23 protein-coding genes and 1 pseudogene are annotated in these 22,752 nt (G+C 67.6%); 10 read left to right on the top strand and 14 right to left on the bottom strand.

The genetic code is table 11. The features are described 5' to 3' along the window. Positions 1–97: 97 nt before the first annotated feature. Positions 98–721: a DUF6758 family protein gene (locus L1066_RS20110; RefSeq protein WP_235737964.1), complete on the bottom strand. Its 624-nt coding sequence runs from the start codon at positions 719–721 to the stop codon at positions 98–100. A gap of 45 nt (positions 722–766) precedes the next feature. Beyond that, the gene (locus L1066_RS20105) at positions 767–949 is read right to left on the bottom strand and encodes a DUF5302 domain-containing protein (protein ID WP_235737963.1); all 183 of its coding nucleotides are present in this window, start codon (positions 947–949) and stop codon (positions 767–769) included. Positions 950–1,057: 108 nt separating this feature from the next. Between L1066_RS20105 and L1066_RS20100 the strand changes: the two genes are divergently transcribed. Beyond that, positions 1,058–1,705: a hypothetical protein gene (locus L1066_RS20100; protein WP_235737962.1), complete on the top strand. Its 648-nt coding sequence runs from the start codon at positions 1,058–1,060 to the stop codon at positions 1,703–1,705. An 88-nt stretch (positions 1,706–1,793) separates the two neighbouring features. Here the strand turns inward: L1066_RS20100 and L1066_RS20095 are convergent, their stop codons facing one another. Both L1066_RS20095 and L1066_RS20090 read right to left on the bottom strand, forming a co-directional pair. Further along, positions 1,794–3,011: an acyl-CoA dehydrogenase family protein gene (locus L1066_RS20095; protein ID WP_235737961.1), complete on the bottom strand. Its 1,218-nt coding sequence runs from the start codon at positions 3,009–3,011 to the stop codon at positions 1,794–1,796. A gap of 148 nt (positions 3,012–3,159) precedes the next feature. Continuing rightward, a complete protein-coding gene (locus L1066_RS20090) occupies positions 3,160–4,149 on the bottom strand; it encodes a phospholipase D-like domain-containing protein (RefSeq protein WP_235737960.1) in 990 nt (329 codons plus the stop codon). On the opposite strand from L1066_RS20090, the gene L1066_RS20085 reads away from it, so the two are divergent. Next, the gene (locus tag L1066_RS20085; protein ID WP_235737959.1) at positions 4,120–4,503 is read left to right on the top strand and encodes a hypothetical protein; all 384 of its coding nucleotides are present in this window, start codon (positions 4,120–4,122) and stop codon (positions 4,501–4,503) included. The two genes, L1066_RS20090 and L1066_RS20085, sit on opposite strands and share 30 nt — an antisense overlap. Before the next feature lie 63 nt (positions 4,504–4,566). Here L1066_RS20085 and L1066_RS20080 read toward each other — a convergent pair whose 3' ends face one another. Both L1066_RS20080 and L1066_RS20075 read right to left on the bottom strand, forming a co-directional pair. Then, positions 4,567–5,640 (bottom strand): hypothetical protein, encoded by a 1,074-nt coding sequence (locus L1066_RS20080; RefSeq protein ID WP_235737958.1) that lies wholly within the window; start codon positions 5,638–5,640, stop codon positions 4,567–4,569. 4 nt (positions 5,641–5,644) lie between these two features. Continuing rightward, positions 5,645–6,736 carry a hypothetical protein gene (locus L1066_RS20075; protein ID WP_235737957.1) on the bottom strand — a complete coding sequence of 364 codons (1,092 nt, stop codon included), beginning with the start codon at positions 6,734–6,736 and terminating at the stop codon, positions 5,645–5,647. 213 nt (positions 6,737–6,949) lie between these two features. Here L1066_RS20075 and L1066_RS20070 point away from each other — a divergent pair, with 213 nt between their 5' ends. Further along, a complete protein-coding gene (locus tag L1066_RS20070; RefSeq protein WP_235737956.1) occupies positions 6,950–8,890 on the top strand; it encodes an alkaline phosphatase family protein in 1,941 nt (646 codons plus the stop codon). 47 nt (positions 8,891–8,937) lie between these two features. Here the strand turns inward: L1066_RS20070 and L1066_RS20065 are convergent, their stop codons facing one another. Continuing rightward, a complete protein-coding gene (locus L1066_RS20065) occupies positions 8,938–9,195 on the bottom strand; it encodes a DUF6752 domain-containing protein (RefSeq protein WP_235737955.1) in 258 nt (85 codons plus the stop codon). Next, positions 9,192–10,784: a LicD family protein gene (locus L1066_RS20060; RefSeq protein WP_235737954.1), complete on the bottom strand. Its 1,593-nt coding sequence runs from the start codon at positions 10,782–10,784 to the stop codon at positions 9,192–9,194. Before L1066_RS20060 ends, L1066_RS20065 begins: the two co-directional genes overlap by 4 nt. A 90-nt stretch (positions 10,785–10,874) precedes the next feature. Here L1066_RS20060 and L1066_RS20055 point away from each other — a divergent pair, with 90 nt between their 5' ends. From L1066_RS20055 to L1066_RS20030, 5 genes and pseudogenes are all read left to right on the top strand, one after another. After that, positions 10,875–12,134 (top strand): magnesium transporter MgtE N-terminal domain-containing protein, encoded by a 1,260-nt coding sequence (locus tag L1066_RS20055; protein WP_235737953.1) that lies wholly within the window; start codon positions 10,875–10,877, stop codon positions 12,132–12,134. A 111-nt stretch (positions 12,135–12,245) separates the two neighbouring features. Beyond that, positions 12,246–12,656: a DUF1003 domain-containing protein gene (locus L1066_RS20050; protein ID WP_312008338.1), complete on the top strand. Its 411-nt coding sequence runs from the start codon at positions 12,246–12,248 to the stop codon at positions 12,654–12,656. An 11-nt stretch (positions 12,657–12,667) separates the two neighbouring features. Next, a pseudogene (locus L1066_RS20045) lies at positions 12,668–13,476 on the top strand (P-loop NTPase); the annotation flags it as partial. Positions 13,477–13,574: 98 nt separating this feature from the next. Then, positions 13,575–13,829, top strand: coding sequence for a P-loop NTPase (locus L1066_RS28905; protein ID WP_235737974.1), 255 nt, complete (start codon positions 13,575–13,577; stop codon positions 13,827–13,829). A gap of 8 nt (positions 13,830–13,837) precedes the next feature. Then, on the top strand, positions 13,838–14,176 hold the full coding sequence (locus tag L1066_RS20030) for a sec-independent translocase (protein ID WP_235737951.1): 339 nt from the start codon (positions 13,838–13,840) through the stop codon (positions 14,174–14,176). Between the two features lie 38 nt (positions 14,177–14,214). Here the strand turns inward: L1066_RS20030 and L1066_RS20025 are convergent, their stop codons facing one another. Next, a complete protein-coding gene (locus L1066_RS20025; RefSeq protein WP_235737950.1) occupies positions 14,215–14,784 on the bottom strand; it encodes a hypothetical protein in 570 nt (189 codons plus the stop codon). Between the two features lie 124 nt (positions 14,785–14,908). On the opposite strand from L1066_RS20025, the gene L1066_RS20020 reads away from it, so the two are divergent. After that, a complete protein-coding gene (locus tag L1066_RS20020; protein WP_235737949.1) occupies positions 14,909–15,550 on the top strand; it encodes a hypothetical protein in 642 nt (213 codons plus the stop codon). A 51-nt stretch (positions 15,551–15,601) separates the two neighbouring features. Beyond that, positions 15,602–16,117, top strand: coding sequence for an Rv3235 family protein (locus L1066_RS20015; protein WP_235737948.1), 516 nt, complete (start codon positions 15,602–15,604; stop codon positions 16,115–16,117). A gap of 82 nt (positions 16,118–16,199) precedes the next feature. Here the strand turns inward: L1066_RS20015 and secA are convergent, their stop codons facing one another. The 5 genes from secA to L1066_RS19990 form a co-directional block, all read right to left on the bottom strand. Continuing rightward, complete coding sequence (gene secA / locus L1066_RS20010; RefSeq protein ID WP_235737947.1) at positions 16,200–19,004, bottom strand: preprotein translocase subunit SecA; 2,805 nt, start codon at positions 19,002–19,004, stop codon at positions 16,200–16,202. Positions 19,005–19,189: 185 nt separating this feature from the next. After that, on the bottom strand, positions 19,190–20,425 hold the full coding sequence (locus tag L1066_RS20005; protein WP_235737946.1) for a winged helix-turn-helix domain-containing protein: 1,236 nt from the start codon (positions 20,423–20,425) through the stop codon (positions 19,190–19,192). A gap of 18 nt (positions 20,426–20,443) precedes the next feature. Next, the gene (locus L1066_RS20000; RefSeq protein WP_235737945.1) at positions 20,444–21,112 is read right to left on the bottom strand and encodes a response regulator; all 669 of its coding nucleotides are present in this window, start codon (positions 21,110–21,112) and stop codon (positions 20,444–20,446) included. A 76-nt stretch (positions 21,113–21,188) separates the two neighbouring features. Continuing rightward, positions 21,189–21,806 carry a ribosome hibernation-promoting factor, HPF/YfiA family gene (gene hpf, locus L1066_RS19995; RefSeq protein ID WP_235737944.1) on the bottom strand — a complete coding sequence of 206 codons (618 nt, stop codon included), beginning with the start codon at positions 21,804–21,806 and terminating at the stop codon, positions 21,189–21,191. A gap of 437 nt (positions 21,807–22,243) precedes the next feature. Next, complete coding sequence (locus L1066_RS19990; RefSeq protein WP_235737943.1) at positions 22,244–22,645, bottom strand: ComF family protein; 402 nt, start codon at positions 22,643–22,645, stop codon at positions 22,244–22,246. Positions 22,646–22,752 lie beyond the last annotated feature (107 nt).

Raw genomic sequence — 22,752 nt, 5'->3', positions numbered from 1 at the left:
CTGCTCATCACCGGAGAATCTTATGTTGCATCGCGGTTCGACAGGAAATCATCCTGCCCAAACCCGACCTCGCGGCAACGAGTTCTCCATCACACCGTCACCAGACAGGCGCGGGGCCACCGAAGGGCAACTCCAGGAGACTGGGGCCCTGGTCCGAGACGTCAGCCAGCGCGAACTGACCACCCAGCAGGAGCAACGCCGACGCAGGACGCAGCACCAGCCACATCCATCGACCGTCCACCTCACCTGCTACCACGCTGCTGGCGCCCTGATGGATCGATGCCCCCGTCACGGGCCAGAAGGAGTGCAGCCGGGTGTCGACCCGCAGCCGCAGCCGCTCCTCGCCGAGATGGGCCCCAGGATCCGTGTGCACGAAGCCGGAGACCCGCGCGCCCAGGCCCACACCCGCCTCCTCGCACACCACGAGGACCTCGACGGGCCCGTCCTGGTGGGTGCTTCCGGCAACGGAGGCCATCGTCGCCGTGGCCCGCTCTCCGTCGTGCACCGTCGCGAAGTCGGTCACCCACCACCCGGTCGGGAGGGGCCAGGGCAACGTCGTCGGGAACCCGGCTGCCCACATGAGATGCTGACTGAAGGCGTCGTAGCCGCTGTGGACGGCGCGCCACAGCGCGGACACCGAGCCGTGCACGGCGCACCGCCACCCGTCGCCGTACTTCTCCAGACTCGCCGCGCAGTGCGGACAGCCGACCTGCAAGGACACCCCACCACCGTCGGTGGTGGGAGTCCCCGCGTCAAGGGTGCACCGTCAGGAGCCGCCGCCACCGGCCTTGCGCCGGTGCATCTTGGGGGCGCCCCCGATGACCTCCGAACCATGGGCCTTCTCGGGCACCGGACCGTCCTTGTGCACTCCCCGCTCCTGGTCGTTCTTGCGGTCGAGCGCCTCGCGCATCTTCGCCTTGAGATCTTCGTTGGCACCGGAATCGGTCATCGTGCGTGTCCCTTCAGCGGGGGGTTGACTCCTCCACCATGGCATTCACGCCAACGCGTGCCAACCCATTTGCGGCAAGCATGCCCGAGAGCCGGTAACTTGCTCGCCATGAGCCGTTCTCGAACTGCCGCCCTTGTCCTGGTCGGCACCCTGGTCTCCTCGTCGCTGCTGGCTGGCTGCGGGGGCGATGACAAGGACGACAAACCCGATGCGCAGGAGAGTCCCACCGCGAGTGCGACGCTGACCCCCGTCCCGCCTGCCGAGGAGACCCCGTCCGCCCAAGAGGTCGACTTCGGCAAACCCGCCAAGGGCGCGAAGATCGAGGGCAGCACCTACACCTACAAGGTGCCCGTCGACTGGATCGACAACACCGGCTCCGCCCGTGAGGTGAACAGCGAGATCGACACGTCGGGCGCCGAGGCAGACGGGAGCGACGGGTTCCGCAACAACGTCACGGTCACGAGCATCGTCGCCACCGGCGGCAACCTGGACGACCTCGAGGCCGACATCGCCATCCAGCTCGAGGACGTCGCCAAGAAGATCGACCAGCTGGACCGCGTCCTGGTCGACGGCCGGCCGATGGCCCACCACGTCGGGGTGATGAAGGCCAAGCCGGTCAACTACCAGCTCGACCAGTACTCCGGCATCGATGACGAGGGGCGGGTGACCGTCATCGCGTTCTCCTACGCGCGCAACGTGCCGGAGAAGGCTCGCACCCGGACCACCAACGCGATCCTCGCCAGCTGGAAGTGGTGACCGGGCGGGACACGCACGAAGGGGCAGGTCCGCGCGGACCTGCCCCTTCGTCGTCGGAGACTCCACCCGTGGGGAGCCGCTGAGCGGCTCAGCCCTTGAGCTTGTAGTCCTTCAACAAGGAGCGACCGATGATCATCTTCTGGATGTCACTGGTGCCCTCACCGATGAGCATGAACTTGACCTCGCGCATGATGCGCTCGATCTCGTACTCCTTGGAGTAGCCGTAACCGCCGTGGATCCGGAAGGAGTCCTCGACGACCTCGTTGGCATATTCGGAGGCAACCATCTTGGCCATGCCTGCCTCGACGTCCATCCGCTGGCCGGTGTCCTTCAGGCGTGCGGCGCGCACCATCATGTTGTGTGACGTCTCCACCTTGGTGGCCATCTCGGCCAGCCGGAACAGCACTGCCTGGTGTTCGGCGATCGGCTTGCCGAAGGTGTGACGCTGCTGGGCGTAGGAGATCCCCAACTCGAATCCGCGCCACGCAAGACCACAGGCACGGGCAGCCACGTTGACGCGACCCACCTCGACGCCGTCCATCATCTGGAAGAAGCCCTTGCCAGGCTCTCCGCCGAGGATCTGCTCGGCCGCGATCTGGTGGCCCTCGAAGATCATCTCGGTGGTGTCGATGCCCTTGTAGCCCATCTTGTCGATCTTGCCCGGCACCGTGATGCCCTGGGCAACCTCACCGAAGCCCGGAGTCTTCTCCACCAGGAACGTGGTCATGTTCTTGTAGACGGAGTCGGCGCCCTCGTCGGTCTTGGTCAGCACCGCCACCAGCGTGGAGGAACCACCGTTGGTCAGCCACATCTTCTGACCCGTGATCGCATAGGTCTCTGGCTCACCGGTGGTCGAGCTTGTCGAGACCGTGGCCTTCGTCGACACCGCCGACACGTCGGACCCCAGGCCGGGCTCGGACATCGAGAAGGCACCCCGCACCTCGCCGGTGGCCATCCGGGGCAGGTAGTTCTGCTTCTGCTCCTCCGTGCCGTGCTTCATCAGCATGTAGGCCACGATGAAGTGGGTGTTGATGACGCCGGAGACGCTCATCCAGCCGCGCGCGATCTCCTCCACGCACAGGGCATAGGTCAGCAACGACTCCCCCAGGCCGCCGTACTCCTCCGGGATCATGATCCCGAAGATGCCGAGCTCCTTGAGCCCCTCGACGATCTCGGTCGGGTACTCGTCAGCGTGCTCGAGCTCCTGCGCGACCGGGATGATCTTCTCGTCGACGAACTGCCGCACCGTCTTCAGGATCTCTTCCTGAATGTCGGTGAGCCCGTCGGTCTGGCACAAACGGCCCATCTCACAACCTTCCGCTACTCGGCGCCCACGGAAGGCACCGGTCCGCGTTGATGTTAATGACCTTTCACCGCCGGTAGAACCCCTGAGCCCGTGACCCAGCCCACAAACAGCGGGCCGAGGTCGCGGGACCGAGTCGGTGCCTCGGGACTCAGTCGTCTTCCCAGGCCGGCCCGGCTGCCTTGGGCGGCGGAGCCAGGCGCGGGGAGACTCCCTTGCCATAGTCGATGTACTTCGCGAGGTGCGAGCCGTTCTTCCACATGTAGTTGAACTGCTTGTTGTACTTGCGCATCTGCGTGTTGCCCTTGATCCGGAAGATGATCTCGTCGCCGCGCAGACCGGAGTTGCCCCAGTTGCTGGAGCCGGTCCACGTGTAGCGCGCGCTCTTGTCGCCGTTCCAGTTGCCGGCGATGGTGAGCACCTTCAGGTGACCGTAGAGGTCGATGAGGCCGTCTGCATTGGTGTCGTAGCCGTCGACGTGGACCCGAAGCGGACCGCGCTTGGTCTGCTTGGCGAACTCGGCGCGAACCGTCGCGCTCGCGGTCCCGTACATCACCTTCACGTCGCAGCCCTGCGCGTGGAGCTGGCGCACCTTCTTGGCCAGCCAGACGCCGCGCTTGGTGTTCCAGGCATGCATGTTGACCCGCACCATGGTGCGCCCCTTGACACCACCGGGCGATCCCTTGGCGCCGTTGCACTTCACCTTGTTGAGGTTCTTCATCATCGGGTCGTTCTTGGCGCTGAACTTGGGATAGGGCAGGACCTCGAGCTGGAACCTCTTGGACATCTTGGCCAGCCAGTACTGCGGCTTGGCCTTCTTGTCCTTGCGCATCTGGTTGAAGAGCTTGATGAACGGGTCGTAGACCTTCGCCTTGTCCCGGACCACGAAGAGGTCGTTCCACTGGTTGATCGCCGCATTGGCCGTCAAGTTGTGGGAACCGAGCATCACGACCTGCTTGGCCGCGCCGGTCTTGGAGAAGACGTAGAACTTGGTGTGGAGGTTCTCGAAGCTGGAGCGGCAGCCGCCCTTGCAGCGGTAGGCGAAGCTCTTGTTCTTCTTCGGTTTCTTGCCCAGCGCCTTGTAGAGGCGCTGCATTGCCGGGTTCTGCTGGTGGTCGTTGAGCAGGATCTGCACGCGCACCCCCGCTTCTTGGCGGCGATCAGGGCATCGGCGACCGGGTGGCGGTCGAGTGAGAAGGTCGCGATGCGGATCTCCGCACCCTTCTTCGTGTTGTTGATGGCCTTGAGGATCCGCTTCTCGTTGGTCCACTGTGCGGAAGCGACCCCCGCACGTGGGACGTTGAAGGAGGCGCCCTGCTTGGGCCGCCACTTCTTCTTGGCAGCCGTCTTGGCTGCGATCGAAGCACCGGTCACCACAGTGTCGGCCTTGGCCGTCTGGACCACCGACTGGTCGAGCGACACGGACGCCGTGGCGCCCGTCGGCAGCGCGATCGAGGCGAGGACGAGCGAGATCGCTCCCCCCACGCAGCGATGAACTTCATGGTGTTCCATCCCCCACTTCAGCGGTTCCCCCGGCCCAGCAATTTTGCTGCGAACCCTACACGCGAGGGGGCTCACTCACGACTTCCAGTTGCCGCTTGAGTGCTTTGTTGGCCTGATTCCGAGAACGCACATCTGTGAGCATTGCCGCGATCGTCCTCGTCGCCGTTTCGAGCATCTCAGCGTTGCCCACCTCTGAAGGGTGACGGACCGACGGCGGTTCGTCGGGAGGTCGCAGGGCGTCGAGCTCTCCCCGGACGTCGTACCCCTCGGACTCGAGCAGACGGACTGCCTCCAGCGATCGCTCGACCAGATCGGTCCAGCGCTCGGCGCCGGGCCTGAAACGCTCCCGCTCGTTGGGCATCACCCCACCATGGGCGAGATAGCTGCGGATCCAGTGGCTCCGATCGCCAGCGGTGTTGAAGTCCATCAACTCCGCGTTGATCCGGCGCAGGCTCTCGACCTGGACCACCCCCAGACTGACATTGGCAGCCTCCTCGGGCGGAACCAGTCCGGTGCCGTCGATGCCCATCGTGTCGAGGAAGCGGTCCCAGATCTCCGTGCGTCTGCTGTGGTCCGCCCGCATCGGCAGGACGTGGATCCGGTCGTGGGGGATCACCGACCCCCAACGCCGCAACACGTCGGCAAGATCGAAGGCCGCCCACCCCCACTCGTCGTGCGGATCGGGTTCGCCGGGTTCGAGGTAGGTGTCGATGTCGAGCTTGCCGCCGTTCTTCACCCACTCCTGCCACAAGGAGGGAGCCAGCTCGGTGAGCACGCGTGCGGTGATGACGACGTGGAGCTCGGAGCCCGGGAAGGATTCCAGGGCCCGACGGATGTGCGGGACGGCGGCCGGAGCGAAGAACTCATGGCTGATCACTGCGGTCGGGCCGGCCCATTGCTGGATCTCGTCCACGAGGTCCTGCCACGGCTGGGCGACGTCACCGGAGCGGCGGGCAAGCTTCGGATCCTCACGGAGGTCGAGTGAGGAGATCAGGTGCCGGCGACGGTGTCGGCCCGGCACCAGCAGGCCGCGCTCCCCCAACGCCTGCTTGTGGACCCACAGCGCTTCCTGGAGGAAGGTGGTGGCCGTCTTCAGGAGACCGATGTGGAGATACACGCGCCTGCTCACGCGCTCAGCTCCAATCGTTGGCGCGACGCAGCCCACGAGCGACCTGCCGGACCGCGCCATCGGCGTCCTCAGGCAGACCCGACACGCCGAGGCGCCCGGCGAGCGCATCGAGTGCCCGGCGCACCTCGGCAGCTGCTGGGGGCGGGCTCTTGCGTGGTGGAGCACCGCCTTCGGTACCGACCGGCAGTTCGTCGAGCTCCCCGATGAACCGGTGCCCACGGTCCTGGATCAGGGTCCGCAGCTGATGGTTGCGCTCAGTCGCGTAGCGCGCCGTACGGCGGTCGAGCTGCGGCTTGCTCTCGGAGCCGCGCAACGGTGCCAGGACCTCGTTGATGAGCGGCCGCATGACCCTGCGGTAGGCACGCGGTCGGACATCGTCGAGGTGCTGGTTGAGCTGGCGCAGGACGTCGCAACTCCCGTAGCCGACCGAGGCGTTGTCGCGCGTACCGTCGAGGGAGACGTCGAGCTCCGGCAGCCCCGCTGCCTCGACGAAGCGCCGCCACAGCAGGTCGCGTGGCGCGTCCGGGTCAGGCACCGTGATCACGGCGATGCGCTCGCGCGGCACGACCCTCGACCACCGATCGAGGATGCGTTCGATTCCCTGCGCCCTGTCGAACGTGTGGCGTGCCCGGCTGGAGCCCCCGGGCCGGACGCGCTGCGGTCGGATCGCGGACTGGTAGTCACTCCACGACTCGGTGCCGAAGTTGCGCGTGTAGGTCTGCCACTGCGCCGGGATGACCCGGTGCATGTCACGGACGGTGAGCACGACATCGACGTCGATGTCGGCGAGCGGAGCGAAGAGGGCCTCGAGATGCCGGGGCGCGGCGAAGCTGAGGAACTCCATCGACACGATGCCCGTGTGCTCCGGGTGGGACCGCAGCTCCTTCACCAGCCTGCGCCAACCGCGGGTGTTGCGCTTGGGCTTGCGGGGCAGCTCGAGTACGTCGCGGACCGCACGGGACTGGACGCCGAACTTCCCGCCGAGGAAGCGGACTCCTGCGGCGTCGAGTTCATCGACATGGGCATTGAGGATGGACTGGAGGAAACTCGTCCCGGTCTTCATCGCGCCGATGTGCAGCACCAGACGCTGACCCATCTCCACCCCTGCTCATCCGACCGGTCCGAGAGATCCGCCAGGGCCGATCTCGAAGTCGAGGCAGTCTAACCGGCCAGGAGCCGCCACCCGATCGGCCCGTTCCCCGAAGATCACCTGTCACACCAGCCCCATCTGTGTCACACTCGTCCGGACCTGACGATAGTGCCGACAAACGGGCGTGTCGTCGTGGACGATCACCTCTGGAGCAGTAACATGTCGCGATTCTCCGAGCGGACCGCCCGGATCGCCGGGCGGGTCCGCCCGCGCCGTACCCGCCGTCGACTGGTCGTCGTCGGTGCCGTCGCCCTCCTGGCCCCGTTTCTCACCACGAGCGTCTCGACGGCAGTGCCGAACAACGCAAACGACTCCACACCGTCGGCGCCCGAGCAGGCCACGACCTTCCGGATCGCGACCTTCAACCTGCTGGGCGCCGGACACACCGATGGGAATCCACCGAAGCGGAAGAACTTCGCGAAGAGCACCGTGCGGATGGGGCACGCGGTCAAGGCGATCAGGAACAGCGATCTCGGCCTGCTGGGCTTCCAGGAGATGCAGGCCCCGCAGTACGCGGAGTTCCTCCGTCTCACCGGCGACACCTACGGCCTGTATCCGGGCAATCAGCTGTCGGCTGCCGCAATGCACAACTCCATCGCGTGGCGCAAGAGCGAATGGAACCTGGTGACTGCGCAGACGCTTGCCATTCCCTACGGGTTCAAGAAGCAGAACGGCAAGCAGGTCGTCAGTCGGATCCAGATGCCGGTGCTGCTGCTCGAACGGATCGCCACCGGTCAGCAGGTCTGGGTGTCGAACTTCCACAACGCAGCCAAGGTCGTCGGTCCCCAGGCCCATCGCAACGAAGCCCGCCAGCTCCAGATGGCGATGGTGAAGAACCTGCGTGCGCAGAATCCCGCCATCCCGGTCTTCGTGATGGGAGATCTCAACGAGCAGAAGAAGGTCTTCTGTCAGTTCCAGCGCAAGGCTCCGCTCCAGGCAGCAGGTCCGGGTGGGGTCACCTCGGCCAACAAGTGCGTGACCCCCAGCCCCATGGGCGTGGACTGGATCTTCGGCACCACCGACGTCACGTTCTCCAACCACCAGCGCCTGCGCACGGCCGCGGTGAAGAAGGCCAGCGACCATCCCCTCGTCTACGCCGACGTGTACGTCGCGCCCGCGCGTGAGCAGGCATCTCCCGTCAAGCGGGTCATCGCCATCTCCGTCGACGGACTGCGTGCCGGTTATGTGCGCAAGAACGCGGCGAAGCTGCCCGCGCTGAACAAGATGATGCGCGAGGGCGTCACCACCACGAACGCCCACACGGTGGCCGACTCCACGCTGGGACTGCCCAACCAGGTCTCCATCGTCACCGGCCGACCGGCGAAGAAGGCCGGCGGCGGGCACGGGATCAAGAAGGAGAAGGTCAAGAAGACCGTCCACCAGAAGGCCGGCGGCTACGTGCCCAGCATCTTCGACGTGGCGCACGACAACGGCCGCAGCACGTCCGCCTTCACGATGGACGCCCAGTTCAACAAGACGCTCAACTCGTGGAACGCCGGCAACGGGGCCCGGGACACGCAAGGCCTGGACAACGGCAGGCAGAAGTTCAGTGTTCGCAAGGCCAAGGCGAAGCCCGCCAAGGTCGTGACCGCTGCGCGGAAGCGACTCAAGTCGTCACCGGACAGCCTGACCTTCGTGCACCTCACTGCTCCCGACCAGGCCGGGCACTCCTCCGGGTTCGCGTCGAAGAAGTGGCGGAAGTCCGTGGCCGCCGCCGACAAGCAGGTCGGCCGACTTCTCAAGCTCGTCGCCAACCAGTCCCACCTGCGGGGCAGCACCCTGGTCGTGCTGACATCGGCCAACGGAGGCCACAAGAAGGCGCACTCCAACGGCTCCGACCGTCAGAACCACACCGTCCCGTTCTTCCTCTGGGGACCGGGGCTGGGCATGCCGGCAGGCAGCGATCTCTTCGCCCTCAACCCGCACCTGAAGAAGTCGGCCGACCAGGTCCCCAACGGTGTGGCCACGGTGCGCAACGCGTCGTTGGCCAACGTGGTGCTCACCGCCCTGCGACTGCCATCGGTGACCGGGAGTGCCTTCGGGTGGGCTCAGCACGTCAGCTGGCGGGGCGCCCCCGCGGCCAGCAACAACGGCACCTGATCACCCGGGGCCACCGCTGCGCGCAGGTGCGCCCCTGTGGTCGGGGCTCAGCCCAGCTGGCTGGAGTACTTGGAGACCAGGGCAGCCAGCTTCTCCTCGTCGCGCTGCGCCACGGGGAGCAGTAGCTCCTGCACCAGGTCGGTGAGCTCGGCCAGGCGCAGGTTGAGCTGGCGGCACTCCTGCACCTCGGCCTCCAGCTCCGTGACCCGGGCCGCCAACCGCTCGGTGTCGACGCGAGCGCCGACCACCCGCCTGACCTTCGCGCGACCGCGCGCGACCGCCGTACGCAGGTCTTCCGTCTTCATTGCCATTCGACCACCCATCGAGCGATTCGGTATGTGCCCGCCTCAGCGGGGTCCTGCGGTGCGGTGGGCGCCGCGACGTCCATCTGGGACTCGGCGACCACCCGGCCGCCGCGAGCTGCCAGGTCCTTGCGTATCCGTTGGGCCCGCAGGGGCCGTTGCAGGCGCACCTTCGCGCTGGGCCCCTCGGTCGCGTTCACCTGGAACTCGAGATGCAACCGCCCGCCGTCGCGCAACAGCATCTGCGCCAGGCGCCAGAGATGGTCGCGGCCCGTCGGCGTGGTGACGTCGGCGAGGTTGCGGGCCAGCACCACCCGAGGACCGGGCAGTCGGGCGAGATCGGCGCCCGTGCTGAGCACCTGGCGCAGCTCCAGGAGGTTGAAAGCACGATAGGAAGCCGGCAGTCCGCCGGCAGCTGCCTCCGCAGCCAGCCGGGCGAATCCTCGCGGCGAGTAGTCGAGTCCGACTCCGGGGACGCCACGACGCGCGAAGGCATCGACGACCTCGCCGCGGCCGCAGCCGAGATCGACGACGTGTGCCGGTGCTGGGCCCGCCGCGTCGATCCACGCCACGACGTCCGACACGTCTGTCAGCTCCGCTCCCTCGCGCGCGGCACGTGACCAGACCCGGTCCCAGCCATCGCGTCCTGCCCGGGTGCCGCGGAACCAGCCGTTGAGTCGTCGGTGCGTGGTCTCCGGCGTCTCGAAGTGGAAGGCGGGATCCGGCGTGCGCCAGTGCGGACCATAGGTGGCACTGAGGAACCTGTCGGTGTCGGCCGGAGCTGGCAGGGTGCGGCCCTCCAGCGTCGTCGTGCCGAGCGGGAAGATCCACTCGCGTTTGAAGGGAGTGCGGATCTCCCCCATCAGCACCAGGTGGGAGTCCTCGGTGAGGAATCCGCCGAAGACGTCGAGCCCGCGCACGGAGCCGTCCCCCTCAGCGACGTCGACCTTGAAGGCGGCGCCGCTGTAGCGGGTGATGGCATAGCCCATCTCGGCCAAGCGGCGCTGGACCTTGTAGGACTCACGCACCACGTCGACCGGGTGGCTGTGGCGGCTGACGTAGCCGATGTCGGCATCGGAGTCGTGACCGATGAGCTTCCCGCCACGGACTGCACCGAGAAGCGTGCCGTAGGCGGGGAACGCCTCGATGCCCGCGGTACGCAGCGCCTCGAGAACCTCCTCGATCGAGTCGAGCAACGGAGCGACGTGCTCGGCGCTCCGCGTGTCGAAGGTCTGTGCCAGGCGGTTGGACTTGTCCAACCCTGCGGGCTTGCCGTCCTCGGTCACCACCTGGATCCGTCCGGCGCCGCTTCCCAGCCGCACCTCCGCCTCGTGGTGCATCTCGCCGGTGGCGTGCTCGACCAACGCGAGAGTCGCCGTACCGTTGAGGAAACGCCGCAGCGCGGGTGGCCACTCCACGAAGCTCGCCGCGCCCCGGCGCTCGCCGTCGCGGTGGAGCCAGAAGGACCAGACCCGACGGCCGTCGACCAGCAGGTCGAGGACGAGCTCGTCTCGCGCGGTCGCCGTGATGCCGTTGTCGTCGATGGCGACGCCGCTGAGGGCAGCACCGACGGAACGGTGAGGCACGGCCATCGAGATTCCTCCGGGCTGGGTCGACAGGACGCCGCGAGACTACCGGAGCGGGTGGCCGGCCACGGCCACCCGGGACGCTACCGTTGCCCCGTGAGCGTCGCCCCCACCCGAGTTTTCGTGGCCCGCCTGGTCGGGCTGCCCCTCTTCGACCCCCAGGGTGACCAGGTTGGCAAGGTACGCGACTTCGTCGTGTCGTTGTGGTCGGGCGTCAGCCAACCGCGCGTCCTCGGAATGGTGGTGGAGGTCTTCGCCCGGCGCCGGATCTTCGTGCCGATGACCCGCGTCACACACATCGACAACGGGCACGTGTCGACCACCGGACTCGTCAACATGCGCCGCTTCGAGCTGCGCCCCACGGAGGCACTCGTTATGGGCGAGCTCCTCGACCGTGAGGTGCGGGTGCGTGCGTCCGACGTGACGGGTCACATCTACGACGTGGCGATGGAGCAGGCGCGCAACCGCGACTGGGTGCTCAGCCGGGTCGCTCTCGTCGAACCCGGTCGGGGCCTGCGAAGGCGCCGTGGCCAGACCCACGTGCTGGAGTGGAACGAGGTCGTGGGCCTCACTGCCCCGGCTCCGGGGCAGGGCGCCACGCAACTCCTCGGCACCTTGGCCACCATGCGGCCCGCCGACGCGGCCAACGTCATCCATGACCTCCCCCGCGACCGGCGGATCGCCGTGGCCTCGGCACTCGATGACGAGCGACTCGCTGAGGTCCTCGAGGAGCTTCCCGAGGAGGACCAGGTCGAGATCCTCGGCGTGCTCGACTCAGAGCGTGCCGCCGACGTGCTCGAGGAGATGTCGCGCGACGACGCCGCCGACCTCATCGCCGAGCTGCCGCCCGAGCAAGCGGCCCAACTGCTGGAACTGATGGAGCCCGAGGACGCCGAGGACGTGAAGCGCCTGCTGTCCTACGCCGACCACACCGCAGGCGCGATGATGACCGTCGAGCCGGTGATTCTCTCCCCGGACGCAACGATCGCCGATGCCCTCGCCCGGGTGCGCAACCCCGACCTGACCACGTCACTCGCGGCCCTCGTCTATGTCTGCCGACCGCCTCTGGAACCACCCACGGGCAAACTGCTGGGAGTCGCGCACATCCAGCGTCTGCTCCGGGAACCTCCGTCCACCTTGGTGGCGGGCGCACTCGACGACTCGCTCGACCCGCTGCGGCCCGACATGGGCATCGACCAGGTCGCCGCACACCTGGCCCGCTACAACCTGGTTGCCTCGCCCGTCGTCGATCCCGACGGGCGGCTGCTCGGCGCAGTGACCGTGGACGACCTGCTGGACCACATGCTTCCCGAGAACTGGCGCGACACCGAAGTGGGTGGTGATCACCTTGGCTGAGCAGCGACGTACCCGCTTGGACACTCCCCGCGAACTCGGCCGACGGGTGCTGCGGCGCCCTCCTACGACTCGGAGACGGTCGGCGTCTTCGCCGAGGAGTTCGCGCGTTTCATGGGCACCGCGCGATTCCTGCTCTACATGACCCTCTTCGTGGCCGTCTGGTTGATCTGGAACGCCGTTGCTCCGGAGGGGCAGGCGTTCGACGAGTACCCCTACATCTTCTTGACGTTGATGCTCAGTCTGCAGGCCTCCTATGCCGCGCCCCTGATCCTGCTGGCCCAGAACCGGCAGGAGATGCGCGACAAGGTGATCGCTGAACAGGACCGCCAGGTCAATGCGCGAGCCCATGCCGACATGGAGTTCCTCGCCCGTGAGGTGGCGTCGCTGCGGATGGCAGTCGGTGAGGTCGCGACCCGTGACTTCATCCGCTCGGAGCTGCGCTCCCTGCTTGCCGATCTCGATGAGCGTGCCCGTGTCGAGGATGAGCAGCCCGAATCGGGCCGGAACCCCCCTGCCACGTAGACTCGACCATCATGAGCACCCCCACCCTTGAGCAGGTCAACGCCGCTCTGGCGACCGTGAACGACCCGGAGATCAAGCGGCCGATCACCGAACTCAACATGGTGGATCGCGTCGAGCTCGGCGATGACGGCACCGTGTCGCTCACGGTGTTGCTGACCGTGGCCGGTTGTCCGTTGAAGGACACCATCAATCGCGACGTCACCGCCGCGGTCTCCCGAGTCCCGGGAGTGACCGGTGTGGACCTGCAACTGGGTGTGATGACCGACGAGCAGCGCGCCGGACTGCGCGAGGTGCTCCAAGGCGGCCAGGCGCAGCGGGAGATCCCGTTCGCCCAGCCCGGCTCCCTCACCAAGGTGTATGCCGTCGCGAGCGGCAAGGGCGGCGTCGGCAAGTCGTCGGTCACCGTCAACCTCGCACTGGCGCTGGCCAACCAGGGTCTCAAGGTCGGCATCGTCGACGCCGACATCTATGGCCACTCCGTGCCGGCGATGATGGGGGTGGGCGACTCGCGCCCCACCCAGGTCGAGGACCTCATCATGCCGGTCCCGACCGACTCGGGTGTCTCCGTGATCTCGATCGGCATGCTGAAGCCGCGCCGCGACCAGGTCGTCGCATGGCGCGGCCCCATGCTCGACCGCGCCCTCGTGCAGATGCTCTCCGACGTCTACTGGGGAGACCTCGACGCGCTCCTGCTCGACCTCCCCCGGGCACCGGGGACGTGGCGATCTCCCTGGGCCAGCACCTCCCCAACGCCGAGGTCATCGTGGTGACGACTCCGCAGGAGGCCGCAGCCGAGGTTGCGGAGCGGGCCGGCACCATGGCCTCGATGATGCACCAGCGTGTCATCGGCGTGGTGGAGAACATGAGCTTCCTCCCTGCCCGCACTGCACGCCCGAGGGCAAGGAGCACCGACTCGAGATCTTCGGTTCCGGCGGTGGCGACCGCGTCGCCGAGACCCTCTCGCAGCGTTTCGGCTACGACGTCCCCGTGCTCGCCCGGATTCCGCTCGAGACCGCGCTGCGCGAAGGAGGCGACGCGGGCACGCCGATCGTCAACGCCGATCCCGCGTCACCCGCGGCCCGCTCCTTCGAGGGCATCGCCACGACCCTGTCTGGCCGAGGCCGCGGCCTGGCTGGCATGCAGCTCGGCCTGACCCCGTCCAACCGGTTCTGAGCTGAGCCGTGTTCGGCGTCGGTCTGGCGGAGATGGCGGTGATCGCCTTCGTGGCCGTCGTCGTCTTCGGACCCGACAAGCTGCCCGAACTGGCCAAGCAGGCTGCGGGGATCATCAAGCAGCTGCGCAACTTCTCCAACTCGGCACGCGACAACCTGCGCGATGAGTTGGGGGCGGAGTTCGCCGACCTCGAGCTGCGCGACCTCGACCCGAGGGAGTTGGTGCGCAAGCACCTCCAGGAGGCGATGGACGAGGACGACCGGGCGGCGGCTGCTTCCGCCACCACCGCTGCGCCACGCCCCCTGGCGGTCGGCGAGCTGCCTCCGTACGACGTCGAGGCCACCTGACCGGTCCGGCAGCGGGCACTGGGGCACCCAGCCCTGGCTCACGTCCACACGGTCGCGGGTCGTCGGGTCAGCGCGGCGATGGCTCGGTGGGCCACCAGCAGGGGTGCCCGCTGATGGGATGATGCCTCGACACCGACCGGCATGAGCTCGGCGAAGTCCTGGCCGACGCGACCCCAGGTGCCCTCGAGGCGGGTGCCGTCGAGCAGCAGGACCGTCGCCGCATCCTCGTCCTCAGCAAGCCGCCGCAGGGCCGAGGCCAGCCCCAGTCGCGCGGTGACCGGCCATGCCTCCGGGTGCAGGGATCTCTCACTGAGGCCAACGGCCGTCGCGACCGCCCGATGGGGAACGACCCACTCCTGCTCGGCCCGCTCCAGCAGGCTCCACGTCTCGGTGCATCGCAGCAAGCGCCCGGAAATCCTTCCGACGCCGTGCACCCGCAGGTCGACCTCCCTGCCCGTGCTCGCCATGAGCCGGGTGACGAGGGCGACCGAGGCGTACTCCGCACGTGCCTGCTCGACGACCTCCCAGTCCCGCTCCCTGCCGAGAAGGCCATCGGCCTGCCCCTCGAGGTCGTCGAAGAGAGCGAACAGGCGACGTTCCCAGGACATGCGTCCGACCTTCGACGGATGGCGAACCAGTGTCAAGGGCCTGTGGATCAACCGTTGACATACAGCAGTGTTCGCACGTTGACTGAGGCAAACATAGGCAAACTCATCAATCGAGGGGTCTCGGGTGGAAGCAGCACGACCGCGGCAGCGGTGCCTGGCGGTGTGGCTGGGGTGCGGTGCCCTGATGTGGGGGCTGGTGCAGCTTCTGCGAGCAGACCTCGCCACGTGGGTCTCCGCCGACGAGGCGTCCCTTGCCGACCTGTTGGTGGCCAGCAGCGCGCTGGTGCTCGTCACCTGCGCAGGCTGGCTCTGGGGCGTCGTCACCACGGTGCTGCTGAGTGCACTGAGCAGCACCGGGCTGCGCTGGGCGGGCGCCCCCGTCTGGCTGCGTCGAGGCATCGCGGTCGCCTGCGGTCTCGCGATCGTCGGGGTCCCGCTGGGCGCACAGGCCGATTCGGCGATCGGCCCGCCGGGGGCACCGGGGTACGCATCGTTGGAGGGGATGACGGTGCCCGACATCCCCGACACCACTCCCCAGCTGATGCCTCATCCTGCCCCGAAGCGGACGCACCCGGGAGGCCCCGTCCCGGCCCCGGCAGGGCCGGGACGAGCCCTGCCGGGACATCGGTCCTGGTCATCCCGGGGGACACGCTGTGGTCCATCGCCCGAGAGCACTCCCCCGGCGCCACCGATGCTCAGCTCGATCGCACGTGGCGCGAGATCTGGAGGCACAACCGCGACGTCATCGGGGACGACCCCGACGTGATCCGCCCGGGGCAACGCCTCGAGCTCGGCGAGGAGGAAGGATGAAGCAGACGTGAACAGGTTGCGTGACACCTCCAAGGTTCCGCTCGTACCGCGGCCACGGGACTCCGTGCAGGGGACGCTGGCGCTCGACCTGGTTCCGGTGACGGCTCCGCCCGACGTCCGTGGCTTGCCAGCGCGGGCCGGCGCTGACGTCGTGCTGGTCAACCCGCGGACCGCAACCGACGTCCAGCGCTGGAGCCTCGCCTTCTTCCAAGCCGTGGTCGAAGCCATCTGCGGCGATCGCCCGACGAGCCAGCTCGTGCGTTGGTGCACCTCGGACATCCACGCCGAGATCACCTACCGCGCGGCAGCCGTCGCTCGTGCCGGCGCCCATCGCGCCGGCCAGGGTCGGGTCCGCGCGACCTCGCTGCGCCCCAACGTGGCGAGTGTCCGCACCTGCTTCCTCACCTCGGCCACCGTCGAGGTCTGCGCCGTGGTCCGCCACGGCAAACGCAGTCGGTTCCTTGCCGCCCGGATCGAGCGCTGGGACGAGCGCTGGTGTTGCACAGCACTCGAGTTCGGCTGAGCTGGAGTCGAGGGACCGCCGAGGACGACGACGGGCGGTCCGCCGCAGCGGACCGCCCGTCGTTTCAGGCGTACGTCGTGACTCAGCCGTTGACCCGGGTGGTCAACCCGGTCGGGCCTCCAGCGGCTCCGTGGCAGCGCTTGAACTTCTTGCCCGAACCACAGGGGCACAGGTCGTTGCGGCCCACGTTGGCGTAGGGGTCGTCGGCGTTGGTGACCGTGGCGTTGCCCTGGGGCTCCGGATCACCGTCCTCGGACGGGCCGGAGTAGGTGAGGCCGGTCGGCTCCTGCGCCTCGAGACCGGGCGCCGCGACGCGAACGGGCCCGCCGGCCTCGTCCTCATCCTCGCCTTCGCCCTCGAACTCGAACTCGAACTCGTCGTCATCGTCGTCCTCGACGATCTCGACCTCGAGGTTGAAGAGGAAGCCGACGGCCTCCTCCTTGATGCCGTCCATCATCGCGGCGAACATGTCGAAACCTTCACGCTGGTACTCGACGAGCGGGTCGCGCTGCGAATAGGCACGAAGATAGATGCCCTCGCGCAGGTAGTCCATCTCGTAGAGGTGATCGCGCCACCTGCGGTCGAGCACCGAGAGGATGACTCGGCGCTCGAGATCGCGCATGTTCTCCGATCCCACCTCGGCCTCACGGGCCGCGTAGGCATCGTGCGCGTCCTTGCTGATCCGCTCGATCAGGTCCTGCCGGCTGAGCGCCGCAACGGTGCCGACCTCATCGATCAACGAGTCGTAGGTGAAGGAGATCGGGTAGAGCTGCTTGAGCGCGGTCCACAGCGCGTCGAGGTCCCACTCCTCCGAGAATCCTTCGGTGGCACCGGTGACGTAGCCCTGGACGACGTCGTCCACGAAGTTGGAGATCTGCTCCTGGAGGTCGGCGCCCTCGAGCACCCGACGGCGCTCGTCGTAGACGACCTTGCGCTGGCGGTCCATCACGTCGTCGTACTTGAGGACGTTCTTGCGGGACTCGAAGTTCTGCGACTCGATCTGGCCCTGCGCGTTGGCGATGGCCCCGGTGACCCGCTTGTTCTCGATCGGCTGGTCGTCCGGGACCTTGAGAACCTGGAGCACCCGGTCGACCCAGTCCGACTTGAACAGGCGCATGAGCTCGTCCTGCAGCGACAGGTAGAAGCGGGACTCACCCGGGTCACCCTGACGACCGGAACGACCACGCAGCTGGTTGTCGATACGGCGGGACTCGTGGCGCTCGGTGCCGATCACGTAGAGACCGCCGAGCTCCTTGACCTCGTCGTGCTCGGCCTTGACCTGCTCCTTGTACTTCTCGAGCATCGCGGGCCACGCGGCGTCGTACTCCTCCGGAGCTTCGACCGGGTCGAAGCCCTGGTTGCGCAACTCCTCGTCGGCAAGGAACTCGACGGAACCACCGAGCATGATGTCGGTGCCTCGTCCAGCCATGTTGGTCGCGACGGTCACCGCGCCCTTGTGGCCGGCCAGGGCGACGACCTTGGCCTCGGAGTCGTGCTGCTTGGCGTTGAGGACGGTGTGCGGCACGCCGGACTTGCGCAGCAGACCGGAGAGCAGCTCGGACTTCTCGACCGACACGGTTCCGATCAGGATCGGCTGACCCGCCTTGTTGCGCTTCGCGATGTCGGCGACCACTGCCTCGTACTTGGCCTCCTCGGTGCGGTAGACCAGGTCGGGCTGGTCGATGCGCAGCAGCGGCTTGTTGGTCGGGATCGGCACCACACCGAGGTTGTAGATCTTGTCGAACTCAGAAGCCTCGGTCATGGCGGTACCCGTCATGCCGCCGAGCTTCTTGTAGAGCCGGAAGAAGTTCTGCAGGGTGACGGTGGCGAGGGTCTGGTACTCCTCGCGGACGGTCACGGCCTCCTTGGCCTCGATCGCCTGGTGCAGCCCGTCGTTGTAGCGGCGCCCGTCCAGGATCCGGCCGGTGTGCTCGTCGACGATCTTCACCTCGCCGTCCATCACGACATACTCCTTGTCGCGACGGAAGAGCTCCTTGGCCTTGATCGAGTTGTTCATGAACGAGATCAACGACGTGTTGACCGAGTCATAGAGGTTGTCGATGCCGAGGTAGTCCTCGACCTTGGTGATCGCGCCCTCGAGTGCCGAGACGGTGCGCTTCTTCTCGTCGACCTCGTAGTCCTTCTCGCGCTCCATCGTGCGCGCGATCTTGGCGAACTCGGCGTACCACTTCACCTCGTCCTGGGTGGGACCGGAGATGATCAACGGGGTGCGGGCCTCGTCGATGAGGATGGAGTCGACCTCGTCGACGATGGCGAAGCCGTGGCCGCGCTGGACACACCGCTCCAACGACGACGCCATGTTGTCACGCAGGTAGTCGAACCCGAGCTCGTTGTTGGTCGCGTAGGTGATGTCGCAGGCGTAGGCCTCGCGGCGCTGCGCTGGGGTCATGCTGGGCAGGATGACGCCCGTGGTCATGCCCAGGAAGTGGAAGATGCGCCCCATCATCTCCGACTGGAACTTGGCCAGGTAGTCGTTGACCGTGACCACGTGGACGCCCTCGCCCGCGAGCGCGTTGAGGTAGGACGGGAGGGTCGCGACGAGGGTCTTGCCCTCACCGGTCTTCATCTCGGCGATGTTGCCGCGGTGCAGGGCGGCTCCACCCATGATCTGCACGTCGTAGTGGCGCTGGCCCAGAACGCGCTTCGAGGCCTCACGCACGGTGGCGAAGGCCTCGGGAAGGATGTCATCGAGCGTCTCGCCGTCGGCCAGTCGCTTCTTGAACTCGGGCGTCATGCCCTGGAGCTCCTCATCGCTCATCGTGACGAAGTCGTCCTCGATGAGGTTGACCGCCTTGGCGATGACTTCGAGTTCCTTGAGGATCTTGCCCTCACCGATGCGGAGGATCTTGTCGAGAAAGGCAGGCACGGGCAAAAACTCTCTGATCGACTACTCGGACTGAAGTCTGAGGGCGGGCAGGGGCACCCGCAACCTCCGCAATGCTACCCGCGCGGCCCAGCGGACCCGAACCAGTGCCGTCGGCGCCTCCGGGAACCGTCGGAGTGGCTTCCACTCCGGCCAGCGTGGTGCTCAGGCAGGACGGGACACGCAGGTCAGGCGACCTCGCGCGCGAGGGCCACCGCAAGATCGCCGTTCGGGGCGATCACGACCTCGTCGAGGTCCAGCCATCCCGCGAGGCGCCGCAACTCGGCAACCAGCTCCACGGCCGTCTCCTCCGGATACCCGGACTCACCGAAGGCGCCCTGCACGAGCAACCGTCCGGACGCCCGATCTGCCTTGAGGTCGACGCGCGCCACGATGCGGTCCCCGAGCAGGAACGGGAGCACGTAGTAGCCGTGGACCCGCTTCTCCTTGGGCGTGTAGATCTCGATCCGGTAGGTGAAGTCGAACAGCGCTTCGGCCCGCTCCCGCTGCCACACGACGGGATCGAAGGGGCTGATCAGCGACCGTGCCGCCACCCTCCGCGGGAGCCGGGCATCACGGTGCAGCCACGCCGGGCGGGACCACCCCTCCACCTCCACCGGCTGGAGCACTCCCTCCTCCACCAGCTGCTCCACCGCAGGTTGGGCGGCCCCGACCCCGGAGGGCCGGCGCCAGTTCATCCGGTAGTAGTCGCTCAGGCAGCTCGCCGTGGCGACACCGTGGGAGACCGCGGCGCGGCGCACCAGATCCACCGCGGCTTCGTGCGGCGTGGGGGTGGGCGCCTCCAGCACCGCGCGGGGCAGGACCCGCTCGGGCAGGTCGTAGCGGACCTCGAACGAGGACGTCCTCCCGGCAATCGCCACCTGGCCGCTGGAATAGAGGTGGTCCAGCACCTTCCGGGCCTCCGACCAGTTCCAGCCCCAGTGCTGCTTCGAGCGCGGACCGGCGTCGAGCTCAGCCTCCAACTCGCGAGCAGTGACCGGTCCCCGCTCGGCCACCAACGCCAGCACGGTCTGTTCGGAGCGGACGTCGTCGACCTTCCACCACTTGCCGCGTTGCTCCCGGTAGTGCTCCATCCGGTGCCGCATCACCGGCCAGAGCTCGACCGGCATGAAGGCCTGCACGTGGGCCCAGTACTCCACGACTCGACGCGGGCTGGCGTGCGTGTGCCGGTTGGCCCGGTCGAGCAGCCCGGTGTCGTAGGGCCCCATCCGCGAGTAGAGCGGCATCAGGTGGGCCCGCGCCAACACGTTGACACTGTCGACCTGCAGCACTCCGGTACGGGCCAGGGTGCGTTCGAAGGTACGCATCGTCGGCACCGCGTGGGGTGCGTCCGCGAAGCCCTGGGCGGCCAGCGCGACCCGACGAGCCTGCGCGGCCGAGAGCCGCTGCGGCCTGACACCCACGATCGTGATCAGCCGAGGTCAGGGGATCTCGAGGAGCTTCTCGCGGACGGCATACATGACCGCCTCCATCCGCGAGTGCAGTTGCAACTTCTCCAAGATGTTGCGCACGTGGTTCTTGACCGTGTTCTCGCTGATGAAGAGCTGACGGGCGATCTCACGGTTGTTCATGCCGCGGGCCACCAGCCGGAGCACCTCGAGCTCCCGCTCGGTGAGTCGGAAGCCCGGCAGTTGCTGCTTCTCCGGTTTGGCCATCTGCTTGAACTCATCGATCAGCTTGACGGCCATCGACGGGCTGATCAGCGACTGGCCGTCGGCGACGACGCGCACGGCCTGCGAGACCTCGTCGATCGACGAGTCCTTGAGGAGGTATCCGGCCGCCCCGCTCTTGACCGCCTCATAGAGGTCAGCCTCTTCGTCAGAGACGGTGAGCATGATGATCTTGGCCGACGGGACGGTCTCCTTGATCGCGGCGCACGCCTCGATCCCCGAGCGCTTGGGCATGCGTACGTCGAGCAGCACCACGTCGGGCACGGTCTCCGCGGCCAACTGCGTGCCTTCGAGGCCGTCGCTGGCCTCCCCGACGACCTCGATGCCGGACTCGACGCCGAGCAGCATCGTCAGCCCCCGGCGGAAGAGTTCCTGGTCGTCGACGACCAAGACCTTGATCGCCTCATCGGCTTCGCTCACCCGCCCATCATGGCACGATCGGGCCACCTCGGCATCAACCGAGTGGCCCGACCGTGCCATGGACACGTGCGATCGGTCAGCCATCGACCTCGAGTGCGATGACGCCGTAGTCGTATCCCTTGCGGCGGTAGACCACCGAGGGACGTTCGTTCTCCTTGTCGACGAACAGGTAGAAGTCGTGGCCGACGAGTTCCATCTCGTAGAGCGCCTGGTCCAAGGTCATCGGCGTGGCCGCGTGTGACTTCTCGCGGACGACGAGCGGGCCGTCACCGGTGACGGTGATCGGGCCGACCTTGCGCTCGAGGACCTCCTCCTGCTCCGACGCGGTCTCGGCAGCGGGCTCGGTGTTGGCCAACGCCTCGCCCACCGACACGGGGGTGCGACGGCCGCGGTGCACCCGACGCCGGTCGGCCGCCTTGCGCATCTGTGCCGCCATCTTGTCGAGCGCGAGGTCGAGGGCTGCCATCTTGTCCTCGGCCGCCGCCTCGGCCCGGATGACCGGCCCGCGGGAGTGGGCCGTCAACTCGACGCGGACCGCCCGATCAGCCTGACGGGGGTTCTTCTCGTTGCTCACCTCGACCATGACTCGGATGATCCGGTGGTCGTGCTTCTCGAGCTTGGAGAGTTTCTCCTCGGCATGCCCCCTGAACCGATCGGACACCTCACAGTTACGAGCGTTGACGACAACATCCATGGTTGGACCTCCCGTGCAATCAGTTGGTTTTCCGCGCATGCCGACGAGCCGCGTCAGCGGCCCTCGGTCTTGATGGAATCCGTCCGGCCGACCTGGTCTTCGACCCCACACCCGCCTGCTGGGGCTCTCGCAACTTCTTGCCACTACCCACCCTCTCCCGGGGGACGGTCACATCTGGTGACCGGACCGGGGCAGGACTTACTTCTAAGCCGCACCGTGCTCGTCCGTCTCCGGACTTACGTGGACCGTTTTGCCTGCGACTGGCATCGGCTAACCCACTGGTGGAACTCGACGTGACGGGACCGTAGCGGCCCCTGCCTACAGGCACCGCCGAACACCGGTGGACGCAACCACGGACCCGGACGGACTCCATGACGTGACGCTAGTCCACGGGGCAGGTGTTTACCAGCGAACGGCCCCGGCAGTTGGCACGGAAGTCACCCGGAATCGGTGGCACGCAGCCGGGTGGCCGCGACGGTCGCAATGCCGAGCACACCCCAGCCCGCGTCGGTGAGCGCTCGTTGCGCCTCCCTCGCCGTCGCCCCGGTCGTCAGTACGTCGTCACACACGACGAGCCAACCGGCTGCGGCTCCGTCGGGGCGACGCAACGCCCGGCGCATCCGGCGGCCCGGGCCGGGACGCACCCACATCGACCGGGTCAGGTTGGACAGCCGCCCCCGCCTGTCGAGCTCTCCCTGGTCGGCGACCCGGGCCACCGCGAGAAGGGGCGCCACCGCGACACCCAGCCGACGGCCGGCCGCCCTGGTGAGGCGGAGGGTCGGGTCGTGACCGCGGGCACGTGTGGCGCCACGCTGGCTGGGGGCCGGGACCAGTGCCACGTCCCGGAGGGCCACCCTCGCCGGCACACAGGTCGGTGACCGCCTCGGCAAGCAGTTCGCCCAGGAGCGACGCCGGTCCGAACTGCTGCCGCTCCTTGTGGCCGAGG

It is taken from the genome of Nocardioides alcanivorans, from assembly GCF_021555175.1.
GTDB lineage: Bacteria > Actinomycetota > Actinomycetes > Propionibacteriales > Nocardioidaceae > Nocardioides > Nocardioides alcanivorans.
This window is presented reverse-complemented; position numbering and strand designations above follow the sequence as displayed.